This window comes from Sinorhizobium sp. M4_45 (genome assembly GCF_002885915.1).
GTDB classification, from domain to species: Bacteria; Pseudomonadota; Alphaproteobacteria; order Rhizobiales; family Rhizobiaceae; genus Sinorhizobium; species Sinorhizobium meliloti_A.
Window position 1 is genome coordinate 564246 of record NZ_NWVE01000001.1, and the last position, 19364, is coordinate 583609.

Here is a 19364-nt window from a genome sequence, read left to right on the forward strand (position 1 = left end):
AATGCCGGGATGCCCTGATGGTCTGCACCCGGCACGCTGCCGCCCAGGATCCCGCTCGATGTTCATTGCCCATCTTCCCGCCGGTTACATTCTCACCCATTGCATCGCTCGAAAGAATGAAACCATCCGATCCCGCGCACTCGCGGTAGGGCTGATCTTCTCCGTGCTTCCGGATTTGGATCTGCTTTATTTTTACCTCGTAGACGGCCGGCGTACGCCACATCACGACTACTGGACCCATTTGCCGATTTTCTGGCTGGGGGTTGCGGCGCTCACGGCCGCGGCGCTGATCCTTGCCGGGAAGCGGCACTCTATGTTTCTCGTTTGGGTCGCGCTCGCCAACGTGATGACGCACCTTCTTCTCGATTCGATCGCCGCCGACATACGCTGGCTCCATCCCCTTTCGGGGACCCGCTTCAACCTCGTCGAGGTGCCGGCGCGCTTTGAGCCCTGGTACCTCAATTTCATACTGCACTGGACGTTTGCGGCGGAAATTGCGATCTGCGCGGCCGCGTTGTGGGTCTGGCGGATGCAAAGGCGCAGGAACCGTGATCGCAGGGTCGAAGGAAACGCGGAGGGGACCGAGCGAATTCACGCATGAAAACGACGCGCAAGGGCGCGTCGCAAAGTGGTACCAGCCTACAGCGCCGCGCGCTCATCAGACGTGCGAGGATCGCCGTAGCTGCTGTGCAGCCGGAGGGCGCGCCTCAGCGCGCGCGGGCTACTTTCTTCGGCGACGGCAGCAGGCCTTCGCGCTGAAGCTTCTTGCGCGCCAGCTTGCGGGTGCGGCGGACAGCTTCTGCTTTTTCGCGGACGCGCTTTTCGGACGGTTTTTCGTAGGCGCTGCGCATCTTCATTTCGCGGAAGACGCCTTCACGCTGCATCTTCTTCTTGAGAACGCGAAGAGCCTGGTCGATGTTATTGTCCCTGACGAGTACCTGCAAAGTATATCCTTTCCGTTTTTATAGGATTGCTGATTGGGTTCTTTATTTCGGCGTCCTGATGTTCAAGGGTTTGAACCAGGGCTTGCCTTCGACCGATGCCGTCTGGCCGTGTTCCTGGAGCGGGGAAGCCGTTTCCGAAGGATCGATGTCGTGTTCGAAGATACGCCGTTCGAAGTTCTCCGTTCCGAACCGCACCCGATATTGCGCTTCCCCGTGTTCGGCCGCGGGCAGGATGGACACGATGCGGCAGGTCCGGTCCGCAGCGGCCGTGCGCGTGAGATCGGCTCTCAGGACGACACTGTCGCCAACGCTGTAGGTGTTCCGGCCCATGGCCATCTCCTTCGTCCGTGCCACCCGGGGGCGGCACAAGCAAAAAAGGCCGGGCGTTACCCCGACCTCCTCTTGAGCGCCGCGCGTCTTTACCAGACGCGCTGGGGCGCCCCGTCATTCAAACGCTCCCTGCCAGTACATCCGTGGTCAGCGGAGGCGAATGACGAATTTATGCGGCCCGCAGATTGTCTGCAGAGCTCTTGCCGGACTTGTTGTCGCGGACGATGTCGTAGGTAACCTTCTGGCCTTCTACGAGCGAACGCATTCCAGCGCGTTCAACGGCGGAGGCGTGCACGAATACGTCCGTGGCGCCATCGTCGGGCTGGATGAAGCCGAAGCCCTTGGTGCTGTTGAACCACTTTACGGTGCCTGAGTTCATAACGATTTCCTTTCAATCGCTAGAGTTCCCGGACGAATATCAGTCCGGTTTGATCGATATTGAGAGGAAATCTGACGAAGCGCTTCGGCGCGTAGACAAAGGTCACAAGCAAGTTTCGATGAGCTATATATAAACGCTGCTTCGAGATATGCAATGGATGAACCGAATTTAATTGTGCGAGGGACTCAGCCCGTCCCGAAAATACGATCAAGCCGCTGATTTGAATCGCCAATAATATTTTAGAGAGATCGTCCGAGAACATTCGTGGAACTCTCCGGCCGGCCGACGAGCTGAGGTTTTTCCGGCTTTTCGCTGTCACATCCCTGTAAAACACCCGCTCTATCCCTCGGCGCGATCTTTCTCCGACCGAGGGCAAATTCATGAAAACGCTTCTCCCTGCCGTCGCCGCAGCGCTCGTCGCCGGCCTCCTGTCCACTGCCGCTTTCGCGGAAAGCCTCGTGCTTTACACCAGCCAGCCGAACGAGGACGCGCAGGCGACGGTGGACGCGTTTCAGGCCGCGAACCCGGGTGTCGAGGTCGCGTGGGTGCGGGACGGGACGACGAAGATAATGGCCAAGCTGATGGCGGAGATCGAAGCGGGCAACCCGGTGGCGGACGTGCTTCTGATCGCCGACACGGTGACGATGCAGCGGCTGAAGGAAACGGGATACCTGGTGCCCTACAAATCTCCGGAAGCGGCGGCTTATGACGCTTCGCTCTTCGATGCCGAGGGCGCCTATTATTCGACGAAGATGATCACGACCGGCATCGTCTACAACGCTTCCGCTTCGATGAAGCCGGCCGGCTGGCAGGATCTTGCGAAACCCGAGGCCAAGGGTCTGGTCACTATGCCGAGCCCGCTCACCTCGGGTGCGGCGCTGATCCATGCGCAGACGCTTGCCGACATCGACGGGCTCGGCTGGGACTATTACAAGGCGCTCGCCGAAAACGGAGCGACGGCCGCCGGCGGCAATGGCGGCGTATTGAAGGCGGTCGCGACCGGCGAGAAGGCGTATGGCATGGTCGTCGATTTCATGGCCATCCGCGAGAAGGCCAAGGGTGCGCCGGTGGAATTCGTCTTCCCGGCCGAGGGCGTTTCCGCCGTCACGGAGCCGGTCGCCATCCTGAAGACCGCAAGAAACCCGGAGACAGCAAAGAAATTCGTTGATTTCCTGCTCTCCGAGGAGGGCCAGCAAGTGGCGGTGAAAATGGGCTATCTCCCGGCGCGCGACGGCATGGCCTTGCCGGAGGGCTTCCCGGCGCGCGAGACGATCAAGGTGCTGCCGGTCGATGCTGCCGAAGCCGTGAAGAACTCCGAGGCGGACCTGAAGACCTTCTCCGGCATTTTCGGTACCAACTGACCTCTCGATGCCGGACACTGACGAGATCGCCCGCAGCGGGCGCCGGATATCTTGCGCGCCGGCTGCCGACCCGAGTGCCGAGGGTGGTTCCGACTTGAAAAAGCTGGAGCGCCCGCTGAGCGTTCTGTCGAAGGCGCGGTCCTGGCTGTGGCTTTGGTTCGCATTCGGCGGCGCGATGGACGAGGCGGCAGACCGGAGCAGGGAACCGAGCCGGGCTCCGCTACCGAAACCGCTGACGAGGACGCTGCGCGGCTTCGAGGTGCCGCCGTCGCCTTACGTGACGGAGGGTCGATCGCCTACGGCGAACTCCTCGAAGGCCGGGACGGGGTGGCGAGCGGCATATTTCCGGCTCCGTGGCCCGCGCATGTCTGCGGGTGGGGAGCCCGCATGGCTGCTGGCATTGGTGTTCGGCGCAGTATTTCTGCTTTCGGCGCTGCCGCTGATCCGACTCGGATGGGCAGGTATCAAGGGCCTCGAAGGAGGCGAGGCGGTGGGGGTGCTCTTCGAGGCGGCGACCTTCGCGGCGCTCCGCAATACGCTGATCACGGCGGCCGGCGGCACGGCGATCTCGCTCTTCGTGGGGGCACTCTTCGCCTTTGTCGTGGCGCTTACGGACATCCGTGGCAAGCTTGCCTTGAGCTTCGCCTTCATGCTGCCGATGATGATCCCCCCGCAGGTGACGGCGCTCGCCTGGGTGGAGATGTCGGGTCCATCGAGCCCCCTTCTCAAGACGCTGGGGCTTGCACCGCCGCTCGGCAGCCCTCAGCCACTCTATTCGCTTGCGGGGATCGCCTTGCTTCTCGGCGTACAGCATGCGCCGCTCGTCTTCCTGGCGATCAGGGCCGGACTTGCAGCGGCGCCCCGTGACGGGGTCGAGGCGGCGCGGCTTTGCGGCGCCTCGCCCTGGCGCGTCCTTCGCGACATCGTTCTGCCGCTTTCCTCTCCGGGGCTCATCGCCGGGGCGGCGATCGCCTTCGTATCCGGTATCGGCAACTTCGGTATCCCGGCGATACTCGGCATTCCCGCCTCGATCGAGACGCTGCCGACCTTGATCTTCAGCCGGTTTGCGAGTTTCGGTTCGTCCACCTTCGGCGAAATCGCGGTGCTTTCGACGCTGATCGCCCTGATTTCCGCCGCAGGGCTGCTTCTGCAGCAGCGAGCGCTCAAGCGCAGAGACTATCGTCTGATCGGCCTTGCCGGCGCGAGGGCCGCCTTCACGCTCGGGCGCATGCGGTTCGCCGCGGAGGCGCTGCTTTGGACAATCCTGGCGCTGCTGCTGATCGCACCGCTCCTGGCGCTCGTCGCAAGTTCCCTCGTGCCGGCCTACGGCGTGCCGCTCAGTTTCGACACCATGACCTTGAACGCCTATGGGGAAATACTCCTCCGCCAGTCGATGACGTTGACGGCGCTCAAGAATTCCCTTTTCCTCGCCTCCGCCGCTGCAGTCGGCCTGCTTGCGGTCACCGTACCGGCCGGTTACCTGCTCGTGACGCGGCGCGGGCGGCTTGCCAGTCTTATGGCGATCCTGATCGAGATCCCCTATGCGCTGCCCGGCATCGTGCTCGCCGTCGCCTTCATCCTTGCCTTCGCGGCACCGCTGCCGCTGATCGGCGTTTCGATCTACGGTACGATCTGGATCATTCTTGCCGCCTATTTCTCCTCCTTCCTCGCCGTTAGCCTCAAGCCGGTGATGAGCGCCTTCCTGCAGATAGATCCCTCGCTCGAGGAGGCGGCGCGGCTTGCGGGCGCGGGGTTCCTGCGCCGCATGCGCGATGTGCTGCTGCCGCTTCTGGCGCCGGCCGCCGGCGCTTCGGTCATCCTCGTCTTCCTGATCGCGGCGAACGAATTGACCGTCTCGGCACTCCTCTGGTCCGCCGGCACGCAGACGCTCGGCGTCGCAATCTTCAATCTCGACGACAGCGGCTCTTCCGATCTCGCCTCGGCGCTCTCGGTGCTCGTCGTCGTCATGGTCATCGGGCTGATGGCAGCGTTGGAATTCCTCGCAAAATATTTGCCGGAGGGCGTGCTGCCATGGCGCAACTGATCCTCAACCACCTGACCAAAGACTTCGGTGTCAAAGGTGCAGAGCAGGTGAGGCCGGCAGTTTCGGACGTGTCGCTGGCGCTGCGCAAGCAGGGGTTTCTCGCGCTGCTCGGGCCTTCCGGCTGTGGCAAGACGACGGTGCTCCGGATGATCGCCGGCTTCGAGCAGCCGACGGACGGCTCGATCGAGTTCGGCGAGCGCCGGCTTTCGGATGCAGCCCGTGTGCTGCCGCCGGAGAAGCGCAACATGGCGATGGTATTCCAATCCTATGCGCTCTGGCCGCATATGACGGTGGCGGAGAATGTCGGCTACCCCTTGAAGGTCCGCGGCTTTTCCGGCGAGGCCTGGCGCAAGCGGGTAGGCGACGCGCTTTCGCTGGTGAAGCTTGCCGATTTCGCCGATCGGCGGCCGGCTGTACTTTCCGGCGGCCAGCGGCAGCGTGTGGCGCTGGCGCGCTGCCTGGTCACGGAACCGGACGTGGTGCTGCTCGATGAGCCGCTCGCCAATCTCGATCAGCATTTGAGGAAGTCGATGGAGGAGACCTTCCGCGCCTTTCACGAGCGCTCCGGCGCGACGATGATCTATGTGACTCACGACCAGGCCGAGGCGATGGCGCTTGCGACCGACGTCGCGGTGATGTCGGAAGGCAAGCTTATTCAGGTGGCGCCGCCGGCGGAAATCTATGCGCGGCCTGAGGGTCGGGTGGTCGGGGGTCTGATCGGTCGCGGCGCGATCGTGCGGTTGAATTTGCCGGAGGGAGCGGGGCGTGCGCTCGACTGGCCGCTCCTCCGCGCTGCGCTTGCCGACAGGCGCGGCGGCAAAGGGCATGCAGGCGAAGCGCATGCAGGCGAGGGGCCGCTTTGCGACGTGCTCATTCGTCCGGAGCAGGTTCATCGGGATGGCGAAGGCATCCCGATGCGGGTTCTCTCCTCGGTCTTCGAGGGCGAACGCTCCGCACTCACACTCGCGCTGCCCGACGGGCAAAGCCTCAAAGCCTATAGCAGCGTGCCGCTCTGCGACGGTGCTCGCGTTCCTTTCGTCGTGAGTGGAGGCTGGCGGCTTTAGACGAAGCTTGCGGCGACAGGCGGCCTTGCGGGCCGGAACCAGCCTTGGCCTTGCACGTTCCACCGTGCAGCACGACAATAGTGGCGGCTAAAGATCGAGCGGATCCGGCGGCCGGTAACAGAAGGAGGCGGCACGCAGATGTATGTCATGGCTCTTGCGACGGATTACGACGGTACACTGGCCGATTACGGTGCCGTCCGTCCGGAAACTCTGGAGACCTTAAAGAGGCTGAAGGAGAGCGGGCGCAAGCTCCTGCTCGTGACCGGGCGCGAACTGCCGGACCTCAAGAGCGTGTTTCCCGAAATCGATGTGTTCGACAAGGTCGTCGTCGAGAACGGTGCGCTGCTCTATACGCCGGAAACCGGCGAGGAGCGGCTGCTTGCACCCTCGCCGCCGGAGGCCTTCATCGAGCGCCTCAAGGAGAAGGGCGTCGACAGGATGTCGGTCGGCCGTTCCATCGTCGCCACCTGGGAGCCGTTCCAGACAGCCGCGCTCGAAGCGATCAACGAGCTCGGCCTCGAACTCGAGATCATCTTCAACAAGGGCGCCGTCATGGTGCTCCCGACGGGTGTGAACAAGGCCACGGGGCTGAAGGCGGCCCTGAAGGAGATGGGGCTTTCCTTTCTCAACGTGGTGGGGGTCGGCGATGCCGAGAACGATCATGCGCTTTTGAGGATGTGCGGCTGCGGAGCCGCCGTGGCCAACGCCTTGCCGGCGCTCAAGGAGACGGCCGACGTGATCCTCGAGGGTGTGCGCGGGGCCGGCGTCGAGCAACTGATGAACCGGATCATGGAGTCCGATTATGCGTTGTGCTCGAGTGCCCGCCACCAGGTGCCGATCGGTGAGGATGACGAAGGGCCGGTGGAGATCGGACCGCAGGACGTGCTGCTGATAGCCGGGAGTTCCGGCATCGGCAAGTCGAGACTGGCGACCGCCCTTGCGGAGCGATTACGGGAACGGCGCTTCCAGCTCTGCATATTCGATCCGGAGGGCGACTATGAGGGGCTTGAAGGCGCGGTGACCGTGGGGAACGGGTCTGTCGCGCCTACGGGCAGGGAGGTGCTGGAGCTCCTGGCCAATCCTGACGATAACGTCGTCGTCAGCGCAACAGGCGTCGAGCCCAACGACCGGCCCGAGTTCTTCGCCGGCCTGATGCCCGACTTGTCGGCGCTGCGTGCCAAGACCGGCAGGCCGCATTGGCTGATTATCGACGAGGCCCATCACCTCATGCCGGCAGCGCGCGACAGTGCCTCGCTCGCGCTTTCCGACGACCGCTCCGGCATGATCATGATCACGGTCCACCCGGACTCGGTCTCGCCCGATGCTCTCAAGGAGATCACTGCGGTCGCAGCGCTCGGTCCCAAGGCGCGCGATGTAATCGCGACGGTTTGCTCCGTCTTGGGTGAGGCGCTGCCGGACGGGCTGGATGCTTCTTTCGGGGAAGACGAGGTTCTTTTCTGGCGGCGCACGCCGCCCGCGCCGGTTCGGCGGATCAAGAGCGAGCAACCCCGGGAAGCCCGCAAGCGGCATACGCGCAAATATGCGGAGGGCCGGTTGGGCGAGGAGGCAAGCTTCTATTTCCGCGGTCCGAAGAACGAGATGAATTTGCGCGCCCACAATCTGACGATGTTTCTGCAGATCGCCGAAGGCATAGACGACGCGACCTGGGAGCACCATCTGCGCCACGGCGATTACTCGAAGTGGTTCGAGGAACACATCGGCGACGAGGAGTTGGCGGAGGAGGCTGCGGGCATAGAAGAGGATCGTTCGCTCTCGCCTGCCGAAAGCCGGCAGAGGCTGGCCGAGGCGGTGCGCCGGCGCTACACCGCGCCCGCATCCGAAGCGGGTTGAGCCGGCGCCCGCGGCGGGCGTTGAAGAGACGTCTCTTTACTTTTTCGGCTTCTGCTTCGAGGCGGCGCTGCGGCCGTCGGAGCTTTTCGAACGTTCGTCGAACCGATCGGCGCCTTTTCTAAGGTCCGATCCCTTTTGTGCTTCGGTCTTTTTCTCTTCCTTGGCGGCGCTTTTGTGCAGGCCGGTGCTGGATTGCTTGCCCTTCGCCGTCGGGGCTTGTTCGGTACCCATGGCAGCCATTCCTCCTTGCGCGAAACCCAGATTGAACGTGCCCGGATATTTCTTTGTTCCCCTGCCGACGAAGGTAGTTGTGGACTGCCATGATTTTGTCGCTCTTGCCTTCTCTGTGGCTTTTTTGAATTCCTAGAATGAAGGCGCCTGATTCGCGCCGCACCGCATTCGCTCTCCGTGTTCCGAGTTTTCGGGCGGCCGGGGAACTGCCCAAGGAGAAGAACCATGACGGAATACAAGAAGCCGATCATTACCGAGATGCGCCCGAAGATCACGGTCATCGGCGTCGGCGGCGGCGGCGGCAACGCGATCAACAACATGATCGCCGAAAACCTGCAGGGCGTCGATTTTATCGCCGCGAACACGGACGCGCAGGCGCTGGCGACGTCGAAGGCGGAGCGGCGAATCCAGCTGGGCGCTGCCATCACCGAGGGTCTCGGCGCCGGTTCGGTACCCGACATCGGCAATGCGGCCGCCCAGGAATCGATCGACGAGATCATGGACCACCTCGGCGGCACGCATATGTGCTTCGTCACGGCAGGCATGGGCGGCGGTACCGGTACGGGAGCGGCGCCGGTGATCGCGGAAGCGGCGCGGCGGGCCGGGATCCTGACGGTTGCGGTCGTCACCAAGCCCTTCAGCTTCGAGGGACAGCGGCGCATGCAGACGGCGGAGCTCGGCGTCGAGCGGCTGCGGGAGAGTGCAGACACGGTCATCGTCATCCCCAACCAGAACCTCTTTCGCATCGCCGATGCCAAGACGACCTTCGCCGACGCATTCATGATTGCCGACCGGGTCCTCTATTCGGGCGTCAGCTGCATCACCGACCTGATCGTCAAGGAGGGGCTGATGAATCTCGACTTCGCCGACGTCAAGACGGTGATGAAGGGCATGGGCCGGGCGATGATGGGCACGGGCGAAGCGACCGGCGAGAACCGCGCGATGCTGGCGGCGGAAGCGGCGATCGCCAACCCGCTGCTCGACGAAGTCTCCATGCGCGGTGCCAAAGGCGTGCTCGTGTCGATCTCCGGCGGAATGGACATGACGCTTTTCGAGGTGGACGAGGCGGCGACCCGCATCCGCGAGGAAGTTTACGACGAAGCCGACATCGTCGTCGGTGCGATCTTCGACCGGAGCCTGGACGGCACTTTCCGCGTGTCCGTCGTCGCGACCGGCCTCGACAGCAACCGCGGAACTCAGGCGACGGCGCCGGAGGCCATGAACGGCCAGGCGGCCGCCGCTCCTTCGCGCACGCTGCAATAGGATAGGGCGACCCGGCGGATACCCCCGTACGTCAGAAAGTGACAAGCGGGGGCGAGGGGGAACACGACCCTACTAAATTGCCCCTCACCCTAGCCCTCTCCCCGCAAGCGGGGAGAGGGGACGTGCACCACGTGGGCGATTTTATTTGCGGTTACGCTGTGGTGGACAGGCGCCGCCGCTTGTCCCTTCGGGCGGGCCATTCGGCAGCAGCTGGATATCAGTCAGGCAGGCCGGCGCGGCACAGATCGCTGACGAAACGGGTGATGAAATCTTCCGGCATGACCGGCACGCTGCCGAAGTAGAATTCGGCGCGGGCCGTTTTCACGGTCATGTCCGGGCGCCGGCGAAGAAGGTTTGCCACGGCCGAACTGCGTTCGTCGGTCCGGTCGATGGCACCGAGCGAGGCCGCCAGGACCATTGCCGGCCAGAATGTGGCGTTCTCCTGGCGCAGGGAGGCACGGGCCGCTTCGGCGGCTTGCGCGAAGCGACCCGACTGATAGTGGGCGATAGCCACCATATTGTAAAAGGTCCACAGATGCGGATCGCGAGGGCTCAACCGGAAGGCTTCGTTGATCGCGGCAATGCCTTCCTCCGGGCGGCCGACATAGCAAAGCGCTTGCCCGAGGGCGAAGTGGCCCTGGGCGAAGCTTGCATCGAGCCTCAGCGCATTCCGCAGATGCTCTATGCCACGCTGCGGCAGGCCGCCGAGTGCCCGTGCCCGGCCGAGCGCAAGATGGGCGGCCGGCTCACGGTCGTCGAGCGCGATTGCGCGTTCCGCGAGCGCCGTCGCGTCGGCGATCCGCTCGGCCCGCTCTTCCAGGGGGCCGTACCAGCCGAGCTGTATATGGACATAGGCAAGCCGCGCATGGGCCTGGGCAAAGGCGGGCTCTAGATCGACCGCCCGCTCGAAGAGCGTCTTGGATATCCTCAGATTTTCCAGATCGAACTTGTAAAGATGCCATAGCGCCTTCAGGTAAATGTTCCACGCATCCATGTCCGTCGCGGTGTGGCCGCGCAACGCAGCGAATTCGATGAAGCCGAGTTCCGGCTCCACGGTGCCGGTGATCTGCCCCGCGATTTCGTCCTGGAGCACGAAAACATCGTCCAGCATGCGGTCGTAGCGTTCTGCCCAGAGCAGCATGCCGGTTTCGCCGCTCAGCAATTGCGCCGTGATGCGGATGCGGTTGGCCGCGCGACGTATGCTGCCCTCGATCACATATTTGACACCCAGGTCTTCCGCCACTCTCCTCGCGTCGACCGCCTTCCCCTTGAAGGTGAAGGAGGAGTTGCGAGCGACGACGCGCAGCCACCGGCACCGGGCGAGCGTGGTGATCAACTCCTCGGTAAAGCCGTCGGAGAAATGTTCCTGTTCGTCGGCGCTCGAAAGATTCACGAAGGGCAGGACTGCGATCGATGGGCGCTTCTTACCGGGCAGGGGGTCGGTTTGTGCCGGCGCCGGCGGCACTTCCCCTGCCGCGCCGCCCGGCTGCCAGCGCCAGGCGCGCAGCGGACCGGGAAGATCGGCGAATGTCCTGCAGCCGATTTCGGTCAAGGGGAAATCCACCTTCAAGCCGATCTGGTCATAGACCTGCTGCGACACGCACACGCCGCCGGGCGGCGCCATTTCCTGCAGGTGCTCGGCAACGGCAATGCCTTCGCCATGGATGTCGCCATCGTCAGCGACGATATCGCCGAGATGGACGCCGATGCGCAACTCCAGACGCTCCGCTTCGGCGCCTCCGGCGTGATCATGCATCGTTCGCTGGATCGCGACCGCGCAGGCGACCGCGTCGAGGACGCTTGGGAATTCCGCGAGCGTCCCGTCTCCCGCCTGCTTGACGATCCTTCCGCCATGGACCGCGACCAAAGGGAGAATAAAGGAATCACGGCACTGCTTGACCGCCCGGTACGTGCCCGCTTCATCCAGTCCCATCAGCCGGCTATAGCCGACGATGTCCGCGTCCATGATCGCTGCCAGCCGCCTCATGCCGTCCGTCTCCCGGCGATGTCGTGAGCGAAATACCGATCGGTTGAACATGTGTGAGCGGTAATTCGTGCGTACTTTCCGGTCCGCTCAAAGAGCCGCGGACATCATGAAAAATCGCGTTGCGATCGCCTCGAGTGGGAGAGTAGCAATGGGGAAGCGGCAAGTCTATCGGAGCGAAGACCGCTATCTACGGCTGACGCGCCAGATGCCATTGCCGACATCGTCGGCGACGAGCAGGGCGCCCTGCCTGTCGATCGCAACGCCGACCGGCCGGCCCATCGCCTTCCCGCTCCGGCTGACGAACCCGGCGAGGACGTCTCTCGGTCGTCCGTTCGGCTTGCCCTTGGCAAAGGGAACGAAGATCACCTTGTACCCGCTGTGCACGCTGCGGTTCCAAGAGCCGTGCTGGCCTACGAAGGCACCGTTGGCATAGGCGCGCCCGAGCGATGCGCCTTTGGAGAATGTCAGCCCCAGCGAAGCGGTGTGCGAGCCAAGAGCGTAGTCGGGTTTTACCGCTTTCGCCACGAGATCCGGGCGCGGCGGCTTGACGCGCGCATCGACGTTCTGACCGAAGTAGCTGTAGGGCCAGCCATAGAAGGCGCCGTCCCGGACGGAGGTCATGTAGTCGGGAACGAGATCGTCGCCGAGTTCGTCACGCTCGTTGACGGCGACCCAGAGCTCGCCGCTTTCCGGGTTCCAGGACAGGCCGTTGGGATTGCGCAGGCCCGAAGCGAAGACCCGGGTGCGGCGGCTTGCCTTGTCCACCTCCAGAACGGCCGCGCGATACTTTTCCGCAGCCATGCCGTTTTCCCCGACATTGCTGTTGGAGCCGACGGTGACATAGAGCTTTCGTCCATCCGGGCTCGCGATCACGTCTTTCGTCCAATGATGATTGAGATTTCCCGACGGCAGGTCGATGATCTTTTCCGGCGTGCCCAGGCGAGTCTGACCGCGGGAATAGGGGAATGCGACGAGCGCGTCGGTATTGGCGACATAGAGCTTGCCCTTAGAAAGCGTCATGCCGAAGGGAGAATTGAGGCCTTCCGCGAAGGTTCTGCGAAGGTCGGCGATGCCGTCGCCGTCGGTATCGCGCAGAAGCGTGATCCGGTTGGCGCTTGGCGCTGCGGCACCCGCTCGTTTCATCGCCAGCTTCATGAATGCCTTTTTGAGGCTGAAGCCTTCGTCGTGCTTGGCCGGCGCATTGGTTTCGGCCACCAGCACGTCGCCGTTCGGCAGTACATGCAGCCAGCGCGGGTGATCGAGGCCCGCAGCGAAGGCGTTCACCTTCAGCCCTTTTGCCGGTGTCGGCGTGGCGCCTTCCTGCCAGCCTTTTGCGTCGGCGATGTTGACGGTCGGGATCACCGTGGGGTTCGGTTTCGGCAAAGTCGGATTCGGGCCGTAGCCGACCAGGCCCGTCGTGCGAGCCGCATTTCGGGCCGAAACGCCGGCGCAGCCGGCCATAAGCGCACCGGCCATGGTGATGACGATCAGGTGTCGCGGAACGGTAGTCATGCCATGCCCTCCCGAAGAGATCGGCCGCTCTCGCAGTGAGACGGAACGCTGTGCCATACTATTCCCTTCCGCATCCGACCGGCAGCGTTCTCCGCTCGTTCCCTGCAATCTTTGCGAGGGGCGCATTCGGGAGTATTCTCTCCTGCAGCAAGAAAAAAATCGGGGCGCAGCGCGTCTCCAGACGATGCTTGTGCCTCTTCAGCGATTGTGAATGCCCGCGAAAAAATCCGCTCCCAAAAAGGGGAGGGAGTTCGCGCGCAGCCTTGGGAGGAAAACATGAAACACAGAGCCGAAAGCGGGGGGACATCGCGCCGCAAATTTCTCCGCGGCGCCGCAGCGGCCGGGGCGGCCATGGCTGCAGCGCCGAGCATCGTGAGGGCACAAGGGCCGGTCAGCATGCGCTGGCAAAGCACGTGGCCGTCCAAGGACATCTTTCACGAGTTCGCGCTCGACTTCGCAAAGAAGGTCAACGACATGACTGGTGGCGACCTCAAGATAGAGGTGCTTCCGGCCGGTGCCGTCGTGCCGGCATTCGGACTGCTCGACGCGGTTTCCGAAGGAACGCTCGATGGGGGCCACGGCGTGATGGTCTATCACTACGGCAAGCAGACTGCGCTGGCGCTGTGGGGATCGGGGCCCGGCTTCGCCATGGACGCCAACATGATGCTGGCCTGGCACAAATATGGCGGCGGCAGGGACCTGCTCGCCAAGCTTTACGAGTCGATCGGTGCCAATGTCGTGTCGTTTCCCTACGGGCCCATGCCGACACAGCCGCTGGGCTGGTTCAAGAAGCCGGTCGCCAAGGCCGAGGACCTGCAGGGATTGAAGTTCCGCACCGTCGGTATCTCGATCGATGTGTTCACAGGGCTCGGCGCAGCGGTCAACGCCTTGCCCGGAGGCGAGATCGTCGCCGCGCTCGACCGCGGCCTGCTCGACGCCGCGGAATTCAACAATGCCTCATCCGATCGCCTGCTCGGCTTTCCCGACGTCTCCAAGGTCTGCATGCTGCAGGGCTATCATCAGAATGCCGAGACATTCGAGATCCTGTTCAACAAAGGAAAGTTCGACGGCCTGCCGGATCAGATGAAGGCAATCATAACCAATGCGGTGGACGCGGCGTCGGCAGACATGGCCTGGAAAGCGATCGACCGCTACTCCACGGATTATCGCGAGATGCAGACGGCCGATCAGGTCAAGTTCTACAAGACGCCCGAAGCGATCCTCAAGCGGCAACTCGAAGTCTATGACGAGGTGGTGAAGAAGAAATCGGCGGAAAATCCGGTGTTCAAGGAGGTACTGCAGTCCCAGATCGCCTTTGCCGAACGCGCGACACGCTGGGAGCAGGATACCGTCGTCAACCGGCGGATGGCCTTCGACCACTATTTCGGGCGAGACGGGGTCGCCAAGTCGCTCTGACTTCATCCCGATCCAGTACATTACCGGCGCGGGGCCGGTGATGTACGGTCAGGACCTGGCCTCCCGGGGGTGCGCGTGAACGTTCAGCATCTGCTCATGAGGATCGACGCCATCAGCGTCTGGACCGGCAAGGCGGCGGCGTGGCTGATCATCGGTCTGATGATGCTGGTCTGCGGTGAAGTCTTCAAACGCTATATCCTGAACATGCCGACCGCATGGATCTTCGATGCCAGCAACATGCTCTACGGCAGCCTCTTCATGCTGGCGGGCGCCTATGCCCTGGCGCAGAACGCGCATGTGCGCGGTGATTTCATCTACAGTTCGTTGAAGCCGCGCACGCAGGCGGCGTTGGACCTCATCCTTTACATCTTCTTCTTCCTGCCCGGAATCGCCGCCCTCATCTATGCAGGCTACGACTATGCCGCATTGTCATGGCGGATCGGCGAGCACTCGACGGTGACCGCCGAAGGGCCGCCGATCTATTACTTCAAGACGGTCATTCCGATCGCAGGCGCGCTCGTCATCCTTCAGGGACTGGCGGAGATCCTGCGCTGCATCGTCTGTCTCAGAACCGGGGTGTGGCCGGCGCGGCTGAAGGACGTCGAAGAGATCGACGTCGTCGCCGAGCAGCTTGCCCATAGCGAGCATGTGGACGAGGAAACGCGTGAAGCTGCCATCGAACGCGCGCAGGATATCGACAGGGCGGCCCGGCAGCGCGGCCTCGGAGGGGGAGAGCGGTGAGTGAACCTTTTCTTGGCTTGACGATGCTGGGCCTCATCGTGGTCGTGATCATGATGGGATTTCCGACGGCCTTCACCCTCATGGGTCTCGGAATGCTGTTCGGCTTCTACGCCTTCTACAATCCGGTGGAACCCTGGATCGACAATCGCGTCTTCGATCTCATGGTCCAGCGCACCTACGGCGCAATGACCAATGACGTGCTGATCTCCATCCCGCTTTTCGTGCTGATGGGCTACGTGATGGAGCGCGGCGCGCTGGTCGACAAGATGTTCTACAGCATCCAGCTGTCATTCCGGCGCGTTCCGGCATCGCTCGCGGTGACAACGCTCATCGTCTGCACCTTCTGGGGCATCGCCAGCGGCCTCGTCGGCGCCGTGGTCGTGCTGATGGGGGTGATCGCCATGAACCCGATGCTGCGGGCCGGTTACGATGTGAAGCTTGCCTCGGGCGTCATCACCGCGGGAGGCACTCTGGGCATCCTGATCCCTCCTTCGGTGATGATCATCGTCTATGCGGCCGTAGCCGGCCAGTCGGTGGTCAAGCTTTATGCGGCGACGATGTTTCCCGGCTTCTTTCTGGCGCTCCTCTATCTCGCCTATGTCCTCGGCTGGGCGATGCTCAATCCGAAGATCGCTCCGAGCCTGCCCGAGGAACAGACGCGCGTCCCGGTGCCGCCATGGATGAAGCATTTCGCAGAGGTCTATTCACCCAACATGCTCGCCGGTCTTCTCGCAGCGCTCGTCTCGCCATCACGCGCGCTCGGGATCAAGGCGGGGGAGGGACGGCTCACCTATTGGAAACTCGTCAAGAACCTTGCTGCGGCGCTCTTTCCGCTTCTGCTGACGGCGTCCACGCTCTGGCTTCTCTGGTGGTATGTCGTCATTCATCAACAGGTGGCCGCGACCGAAGCACCGGAGGGGCTGGAAGAGCTCGGCGCGCCGGTCGCGGATGCCGGGCCTGCAGCGGCTGGCGGCCCCGCGACGAGCTTCTACGTCTGGTTCGGCCTCGCCGCCGCAGTCGCCGTCTTCGCGCTGCTGCGCTACTATCGCAACATGACGGCGGAACGGCTGCAGGTGGTGAAGCTCCTCGTTTCCTCCGTCATGCCGCTCGCAATCCTCACGGTGGCGGTGCTCGGGGTGATCCTGTTCGGCATCACCACAGCGACGGAATCCGCCGCCGTCGGCGCGGCCGGTGCCTTCCTGCTGGCGCTCCAGGCGCGGACTCTCGACTGGCAGCGCACCAAGGAGGCGGTGTTCCTGACCGCAAAGACGACCGCCATGGTCTGCTGGCTCTTCGTCGGCTCGGCGCTTTTCTCCGCCGTTTTCGCGATCCTCGGCGGACAGGCGCTGGTGGAGCAATGGGTTCTCGCGCTGGATCTCACGCCGGTGCAGTTCATGATCCTGTCTCAGGCGATCATCTTCATTCTCGGCTGGCCGCTCGAGTGGACCGAGATCATCATCATCTTCGTGCCGATCTTTCTGCCGATGCTCCACCATTTCGACATCGACCCGATCCTCTGGGGCGTGCTCGTCTTCGTCAATTTGCAGGCTGCGTTCCTGTCCCCGCCGGTTGCGATGTCGGCCTACTATCTCAAGGGCGTGTCGCCGCCGCAGGTTACCCTCAACCAGATATTCGCGGGCATGATGCCCTACATGCTCATCGTCATTCTCTGCATGATCATGATGTATATCTGGCCGGGCATGACGCTCTGGCTGCCCGAATATCTCTATGGCTGACGCGCTTGCTGCAGCGTTGAGCGGCGCCGCGGAAATGACCCGGCGCCAGGAGCGCCCATACAAAACCAGGGCCCGCCGTCAGCGAGCGGGTCCTGGTAAATTGCGGCGAAAATTTCAATCTCTCTATTTTCCCGGCGGCAATATCACACCCGGCTGCCAGACGCCCCGGGCATATCCATCACTCTCCGCCCGGGGGCTGCCGCGAGCTCGACCGGGTAAATCCTCGCAATCGGCGTTCACCCCGAAGGGAGCTCCGATCTAAATTGCTACTGAAATCATTTCCCTGATTGCACCGCTATTTTTGACGAGATCGGTGGCCTTGGTCCAGTAACTTTTCAGGGCGATTTGTTACGAACTACGACCGATTCTTGCGCAGGAGGCGGCTTGTCGCGAGGAAGTCGAGGACTCCCGCCCTTCTTGTAAAGATTTCATAAAAGCCGAACGTGTTTGGTAACGATCTTAAAATTAGTTAATGCTTATGTGTTGCGGTGGGGCTGCTGAGAGGGAAGGCTATGAGGGCCGCGACGTTCCGCCTGCATCTGAGAAGATTGGTGCGCGACAGGAGCGGCAACTTCGCCGTTCTGGGCGCGATCGCTTTCGTTCCGATTATCGGCGCGGCTGCGCTGGCGATCGACTTCGCCGGGGCTTACCTGGAGGCGGAGAAAATCCAGAGCGCTCTCGATGCGGCCGCGCTCGGCTCGGTCCGCGCCTATGGCGAGGGCGCCACCGAGGACGACGCCTACGCCGCGGCGCAAAAGTTCTTCTGGAGCAATTATGCGCTGCCGCAGGAGAGCGTCGTCGACGCGCTGGCCGTCGCCACCGAGCCGTCGACGCAGGCGCTGTCCGTAAAGTTCACGCGCAATGTGAATGAAGATACCGCTACCGCCGAATTCGTGCTGGACCACAAGCCGCTCTTCCTCGAGCGCCTGCCGCTGCAGATCCGGCGCCTGGCGATTGCCGCGCGCGCCTCCGGGGCGGAGGCCTGCATTCTTGCGCTTCATCGCACGGCAGACCGGGCATTCGAGGTCAGCGGCAGCGCAATTGCCGATCTGACGGGATGCGCGGTCCTTTCGAACTCCGACGACGATCAGTCGGTCTATATCGGCGGCTCAGGCAAGCTCAAAGCCGAGTGTCTTTACGCAGCGGGCCGTATCTACAGCTCGCCGCAGGCGGTACAGCTCGCCTGCGAGGCCGCCGTGGAAGGATCGCCGCGCATACCCGACCCATTTGCGAGCAAGGGGCTCCCCAAGCCTTCGGGCTGGACGAATCTTTCCGGCTGCGGTCAGGGCTACGTCGCCGGAGGCGGCGGCAACGGCGATTGCAACGGCACTGGAAAGACACCGAAAAATGCCGACGGCCATGTGGTGACGTTGAAACCCGGTACCTACGGCGGCCTGGATCTGAAAGGAGCCGTCACGCTCCAGGCGGGCAATTACATCATCGACGGCGGCCGGCTCGAACTCGGCAGCCAAACGGTCGTCAGCGGTCAGGGCGTGACCTTCTTCCTGATCAACGATGCGGAACTCAGGATCAATGGAGGCGCCACCTTCAATATCTCGCCTTCCCTCGAGGGCAGTTGGGCCGGCTTCTCGATCGTTGCAGAGCACGGCAACACCGCATCAGCCGTCATCAACGGCAACAGCAAATCCTCGTTGACGGGGATCCTCTATTTCCCCGACGCCCGCGAACTCCAATATGCCGGCAACGGCACGACCAGCGGTGAGTGCATCAGATTGATCGCACAGGAGATCACGCTGATCGGCAACAGTACTTTCAAGATGGATTGCAGCAAGGAGCTTGCCAATACCCATTTCAATTATCCGGGCGCCATTCGTCTGGTGCGCTGATCCTGAAAGCAGCGCCGCCAGGCCGCCATGCTGGCCGCCGGGGCAGACAAGGGTCAATAGCCGCCGACCGATAGGCAAAAACGCGCCAGTTTCGGGCCACAGTAGCGAATCGGCGAAGAAATCGACGCCAATTGCGCAAAACAAGCGGTCTTTGCCACAATTTCGCTTCACCTAGCCGGCAAGTTTTCGACTGCTGACCACCGGCTGGCAGGGGAATTTCAAACTCTCGCAAAGCGAACGCCATCAGGTTGGGGGCACGGCCATTGCAATTCGCGGGCCGGCTGCAATACCGCGCTGAAAATCCATATTCGATTTTCGGAAACGGTCATGTGCAGCCTCAAAGCGCTAGAGAGTCCTTTGTGCTTTGTGCCGAAGGCGTAGTGCAGCCTTGACGGCTGCCGACACGGTACCGCTCACGGGCGGACCGTGCAGCAATCCAGGCATGCCGCCTTGGCGCCTTTGACGGGCGCTGGGCGCGGCCGTTGCTGTACGCCTCGGTGGAGGACGCTCTAGCCCTTTGATTCCGGAGCCATCTTCATCTGCGATCGGGACGCATTCCCGAACGCGGAGCGGCTCGGCGCGTGCATATGCGCGTCTGCGGAAGGGGCGAACTTCTTGCGATGGACGGAGACGAAGAGGCAGGCGAAGGCCGGCATGA

16 protein-coding genes are annotated in these 19364 nt (G+C 62.9%); 10 read left to right on the forward strand and 6 right to left on the reverse strand.

Annotation, left to right across the window (positions count from 1 at the left end; translation table 11 throughout):
• Positions 1-58 precede the first annotated feature (58 nt).
• Positions 59-601: a metal-dependent hydrolase gene (locus CN933_RS02720; RefSeq protein ID WP_018095343.1), complete on the forward strand. Its 543-nt coding sequence runs from the start codon at positions 59-61 to the stop codon at positions 599-601.
• Between the two features lie 106 nt (positions 602-707).
• On the opposite strand, the gene rpsU is transcribed toward CN933_RS02720, so the two are convergent.
• The 3 genes from rpsU to CN933_RS02735 form a co-directional block, all read right to left on the reverse strand.
• Positions 708-944, reverse strand: coding sequence for a 30S ribosomal protein S21 (rpsU, locus tag CN933_RS02725; protein WP_003537123.1), 237 nt, complete (start codon positions 942-944; stop codon positions 708-710).
• Positions 945-986: 42 nt separating this feature from the next.
• Positions 987-1274 carry a hypothetical protein gene (locus CN933_RS02730; RefSeq protein WP_018095342.1) on the reverse strand — a complete coding sequence of 96 codons (288 nt, stop codon included), beginning with the start codon at positions 1272-1274 and terminating at the stop codon, positions 987-989.
• Positions 1275-1443: 169 nt separating this feature from the next.
• Positions 1444-1653, reverse strand: coding sequence for a cold-shock protein (locus tag CN933_RS02735; RefSeq protein WP_018095341.1), 210 nt, complete (start codon positions 1651-1653; stop codon positions 1444-1446).
• Positions 1654-2033: 380 nt separating this feature from the next.
• Between CN933_RS02735 and CN933_RS02745 the strand changes: the two genes are divergently transcribed.
• The 4 genes from CN933_RS02745 (at position 2034) to CN933_RS02760 (ending at position 7973) form a co-directional block, all read left to right on the forward strand.
• Positions 2034-3014, forward strand: a complete 981-nt coding sequence (locus tag CN933_RS02745; RefSeq protein ID WP_018095339.1) for an ABC transporter substrate-binding protein — start codon at positions 2034-2036, stop codon at positions 3012-3014.
• A gap of 7 nt (positions 3015-3021) precedes the next feature.
• On the forward strand, positions 3022-5058 hold the full coding sequence (locus CN933_RS02750; protein WP_018095338.1) for an ABC transporter permease: 2037 nt from the start codon (positions 3022-3024) through the stop codon (positions 5056-5058).
• Entirely contained in the window at positions 5046-6122 is a 1077-nt protein-coding gene (locus CN933_RS02755; RefSeq protein WP_102761221.1) for an ABC transporter ATP-binding protein, read from the forward strand. Before CN933_RS02750 ends, CN933_RS02755 begins: the two co-directional genes overlap by 13 nt.
• 138 nt (positions 6123-6260) lie before the next feature.
• Positions 6261-7973: an HAD-IIB family hydrolase gene (locus CN933_RS02760; RefSeq protein ID WP_018095336.1), complete on the forward strand. Its 1713-nt coding sequence runs from the start codon at positions 6261-6263 to the stop codon at positions 7971-7973.
• A 36-nt stretch (positions 7974-8009) separates the two neighbouring features.
• Here CN933_RS02760 and CN933_RS02765 read toward each other — a convergent pair whose 3' ends face one another.
• Positions 8010-8204, reverse strand: coding sequence for a hypothetical protein (locus CN933_RS02765; RefSeq protein ID WP_018095335.1), 195 nt, complete (start codon positions 8202-8204; stop codon positions 8010-8012).
• Between the two features lie 225 nt (positions 8205-8429).
• Here CN933_RS02765 and ftsZ point away from each other — a divergent pair, with 225 nt between their 5' ends.
• Positions 8430-9467, forward strand: coding sequence for a cell division protein FtsZ (gene ftsZ / locus CN933_RS02770; RefSeq protein ID WP_018095334.1), 1038 nt, complete (start codon positions 8430-8432; stop codon positions 9465-9467).
• Between the two features lie 217 nt (positions 9468-9684).
• Here ftsZ and CN933_RS02775 read toward each other — a convergent pair whose 3' ends face one another.
• Both CN933_RS02775 and CN933_RS02780 read right to left on the reverse strand, forming a co-directional pair.
• Positions 9685-11454, reverse strand: coding sequence for an adenylate/guanylate cyclase domain-containing protein (locus CN933_RS02775; protein ID WP_018095333.1), 1770 nt, complete (start codon positions 11452-11454; stop codon positions 9685-9687).
• Between the two features lie 183 nt (positions 11455-11637).
• On the reverse strand, positions 11638-12966 hold the full coding sequence (locus CN933_RS02780) for a PQQ-dependent sugar dehydrogenase (protein ID WP_018095332.1): 1329 nt from the start codon (positions 12964-12966) through the stop codon (positions 11638-11640).
• Between the two features lie 276 nt (positions 12967-13242).
• Here CN933_RS02780 and CN933_RS02785 point away from each other — a divergent pair, with 276 nt between their 5' ends.
• The 4 genes from CN933_RS02785 to CN933_RS02800 all read left to right on the forward strand — a co-directional run bounded on the left by CN933_RS02785 (position 13243) and on the right by CN933_RS02800 (position 18706).
• Positions 13243-14382: a TRAP transporter substrate-binding protein gene (locus CN933_RS02785; RefSeq protein WP_018095331.1), complete on the forward strand. Its 1140-nt coding sequence runs from the start codon at positions 13243-13245 to the stop codon at positions 14380-14382.
• 75 nt (positions 14383-14457) lie between these two features.
• Complete coding sequence (locus CN933_RS02790; protein WP_033047329.1) at positions 14458-15123, forward strand: TRAP transporter small permease subunit; 666 nt, start codon at positions 14458-14460, stop codon at positions 15121-15123.
• Positions 15120-16859, forward strand: a complete 1740-nt coding sequence (locus tag CN933_RS02795; RefSeq protein ID WP_018095330.1) for a TRAP transporter large permease — start codon at positions 15120-15122, stop codon at positions 16857-16859. Before CN933_RS02790 ends, CN933_RS02795 begins: the two co-directional genes overlap by 4 nt.
• A 512-nt stretch (positions 16860-17371) precedes the next feature.
• Positions 17372-18706 carry a TadE/TadG family type IV pilus assembly protein gene (locus CN933_RS02800; protein ID WP_018095329.1) on the forward strand — a complete coding sequence of 445 codons (1335 nt, stop codon included), beginning with the start codon at positions 17372-17374 and terminating at the stop codon, positions 18704-18706.
• Positions 18707-19364: the final 658 nt, after the last annotated feature.

Bases quoted from the DNA above. Each gene is read 5' to 3' on its own strand.
- CN933_RS02745 (WP_018095339.1), top strand. From the start codon at position 2,034: ATGAAAACGCTTCTCCCTGCCGTCGCCGCAGCGCTCGTCGCCGGCCTC.
- CN933_RS02785 (WP_018095331.1), top strand. From the start codon at position 13,243: ATGAAACACAGAGCCGAAAGCGGGGGGACATCGCGCCGCAAATTTCTC.
- CN933_RS02800 (WP_018095329.1), top strand. From the start codon at position 17,372: ATGAGGGCCGCGACGTTCCGCCTGCATCTGAGAAGATTGGTGCGCGAC.
- CN933_RS02720 (WP_018095343.1), top strand. From the start codon at position 59: ATGTTCATTGCCCATCTTCCCGCCGGTTACATTCTCACCCATTGCATC.
- CN933_RS02755 (WP_102761221.1), top strand. From the start codon at position 5,046: ATGGCGCAACTGATCCTCAACCACCTGACCAAAGACTTCGGTGTCAAA.
- CN933_RS02765 (WP_018095335.1), bottom strand. From the start codon at position 8,204: ATGGGTACCGAACAAGCCCCGACGGCGAAGGGCAAGCAATCCAGCACC.
- CN933_RS02735 (WP_018095341.1), bottom strand. From the start codon at position 1,653: ATGAACTCAGGCACCGTAAAGTGGTTCAACAGCACCAAGGGCTTCGGC.
- CN933_RS02775 (WP_018095333.1), bottom strand. From the start codon at position 11,454: ATGAGGCGGCTGGCAGCGATCATGGACGCGGACATCGTCGGCTATAGC.
- CN933_RS02730 (WP_018095342.1), bottom strand. From the start codon at position 1,274: ATGGGCCGGAACACCTACAGCGTTGGCGACAGTGTCGTCCTGAGAGCC.
- CN933_RS02760 (WP_018095336.1), top strand. From the start codon at position 6,261: ATGTATGTCATGGCTCTTGCGACGGATTACGACGGTACACTGGCCGAT.
- CN933_RS02780 (WP_018095332.1), bottom strand. From the start codon at position 12,966: ATGACTACCGTTCCGCGACACCTGATCGTCATCACCATGGCCGGTGCG.
- CN933_RS02750 (WP_018095338.1), top strand. From the start codon at position 3,022: ATGCCGGACACTGACGAGATCGCCCGCAGCGGGCGCCGGATATCTTGC.
- ftsZ (WP_018095334.1), top strand. From the start codon at position 8,430: ATGACGGAATACAAGAAGCCGATCATTACCGAGATGCGCCCGAAGATC.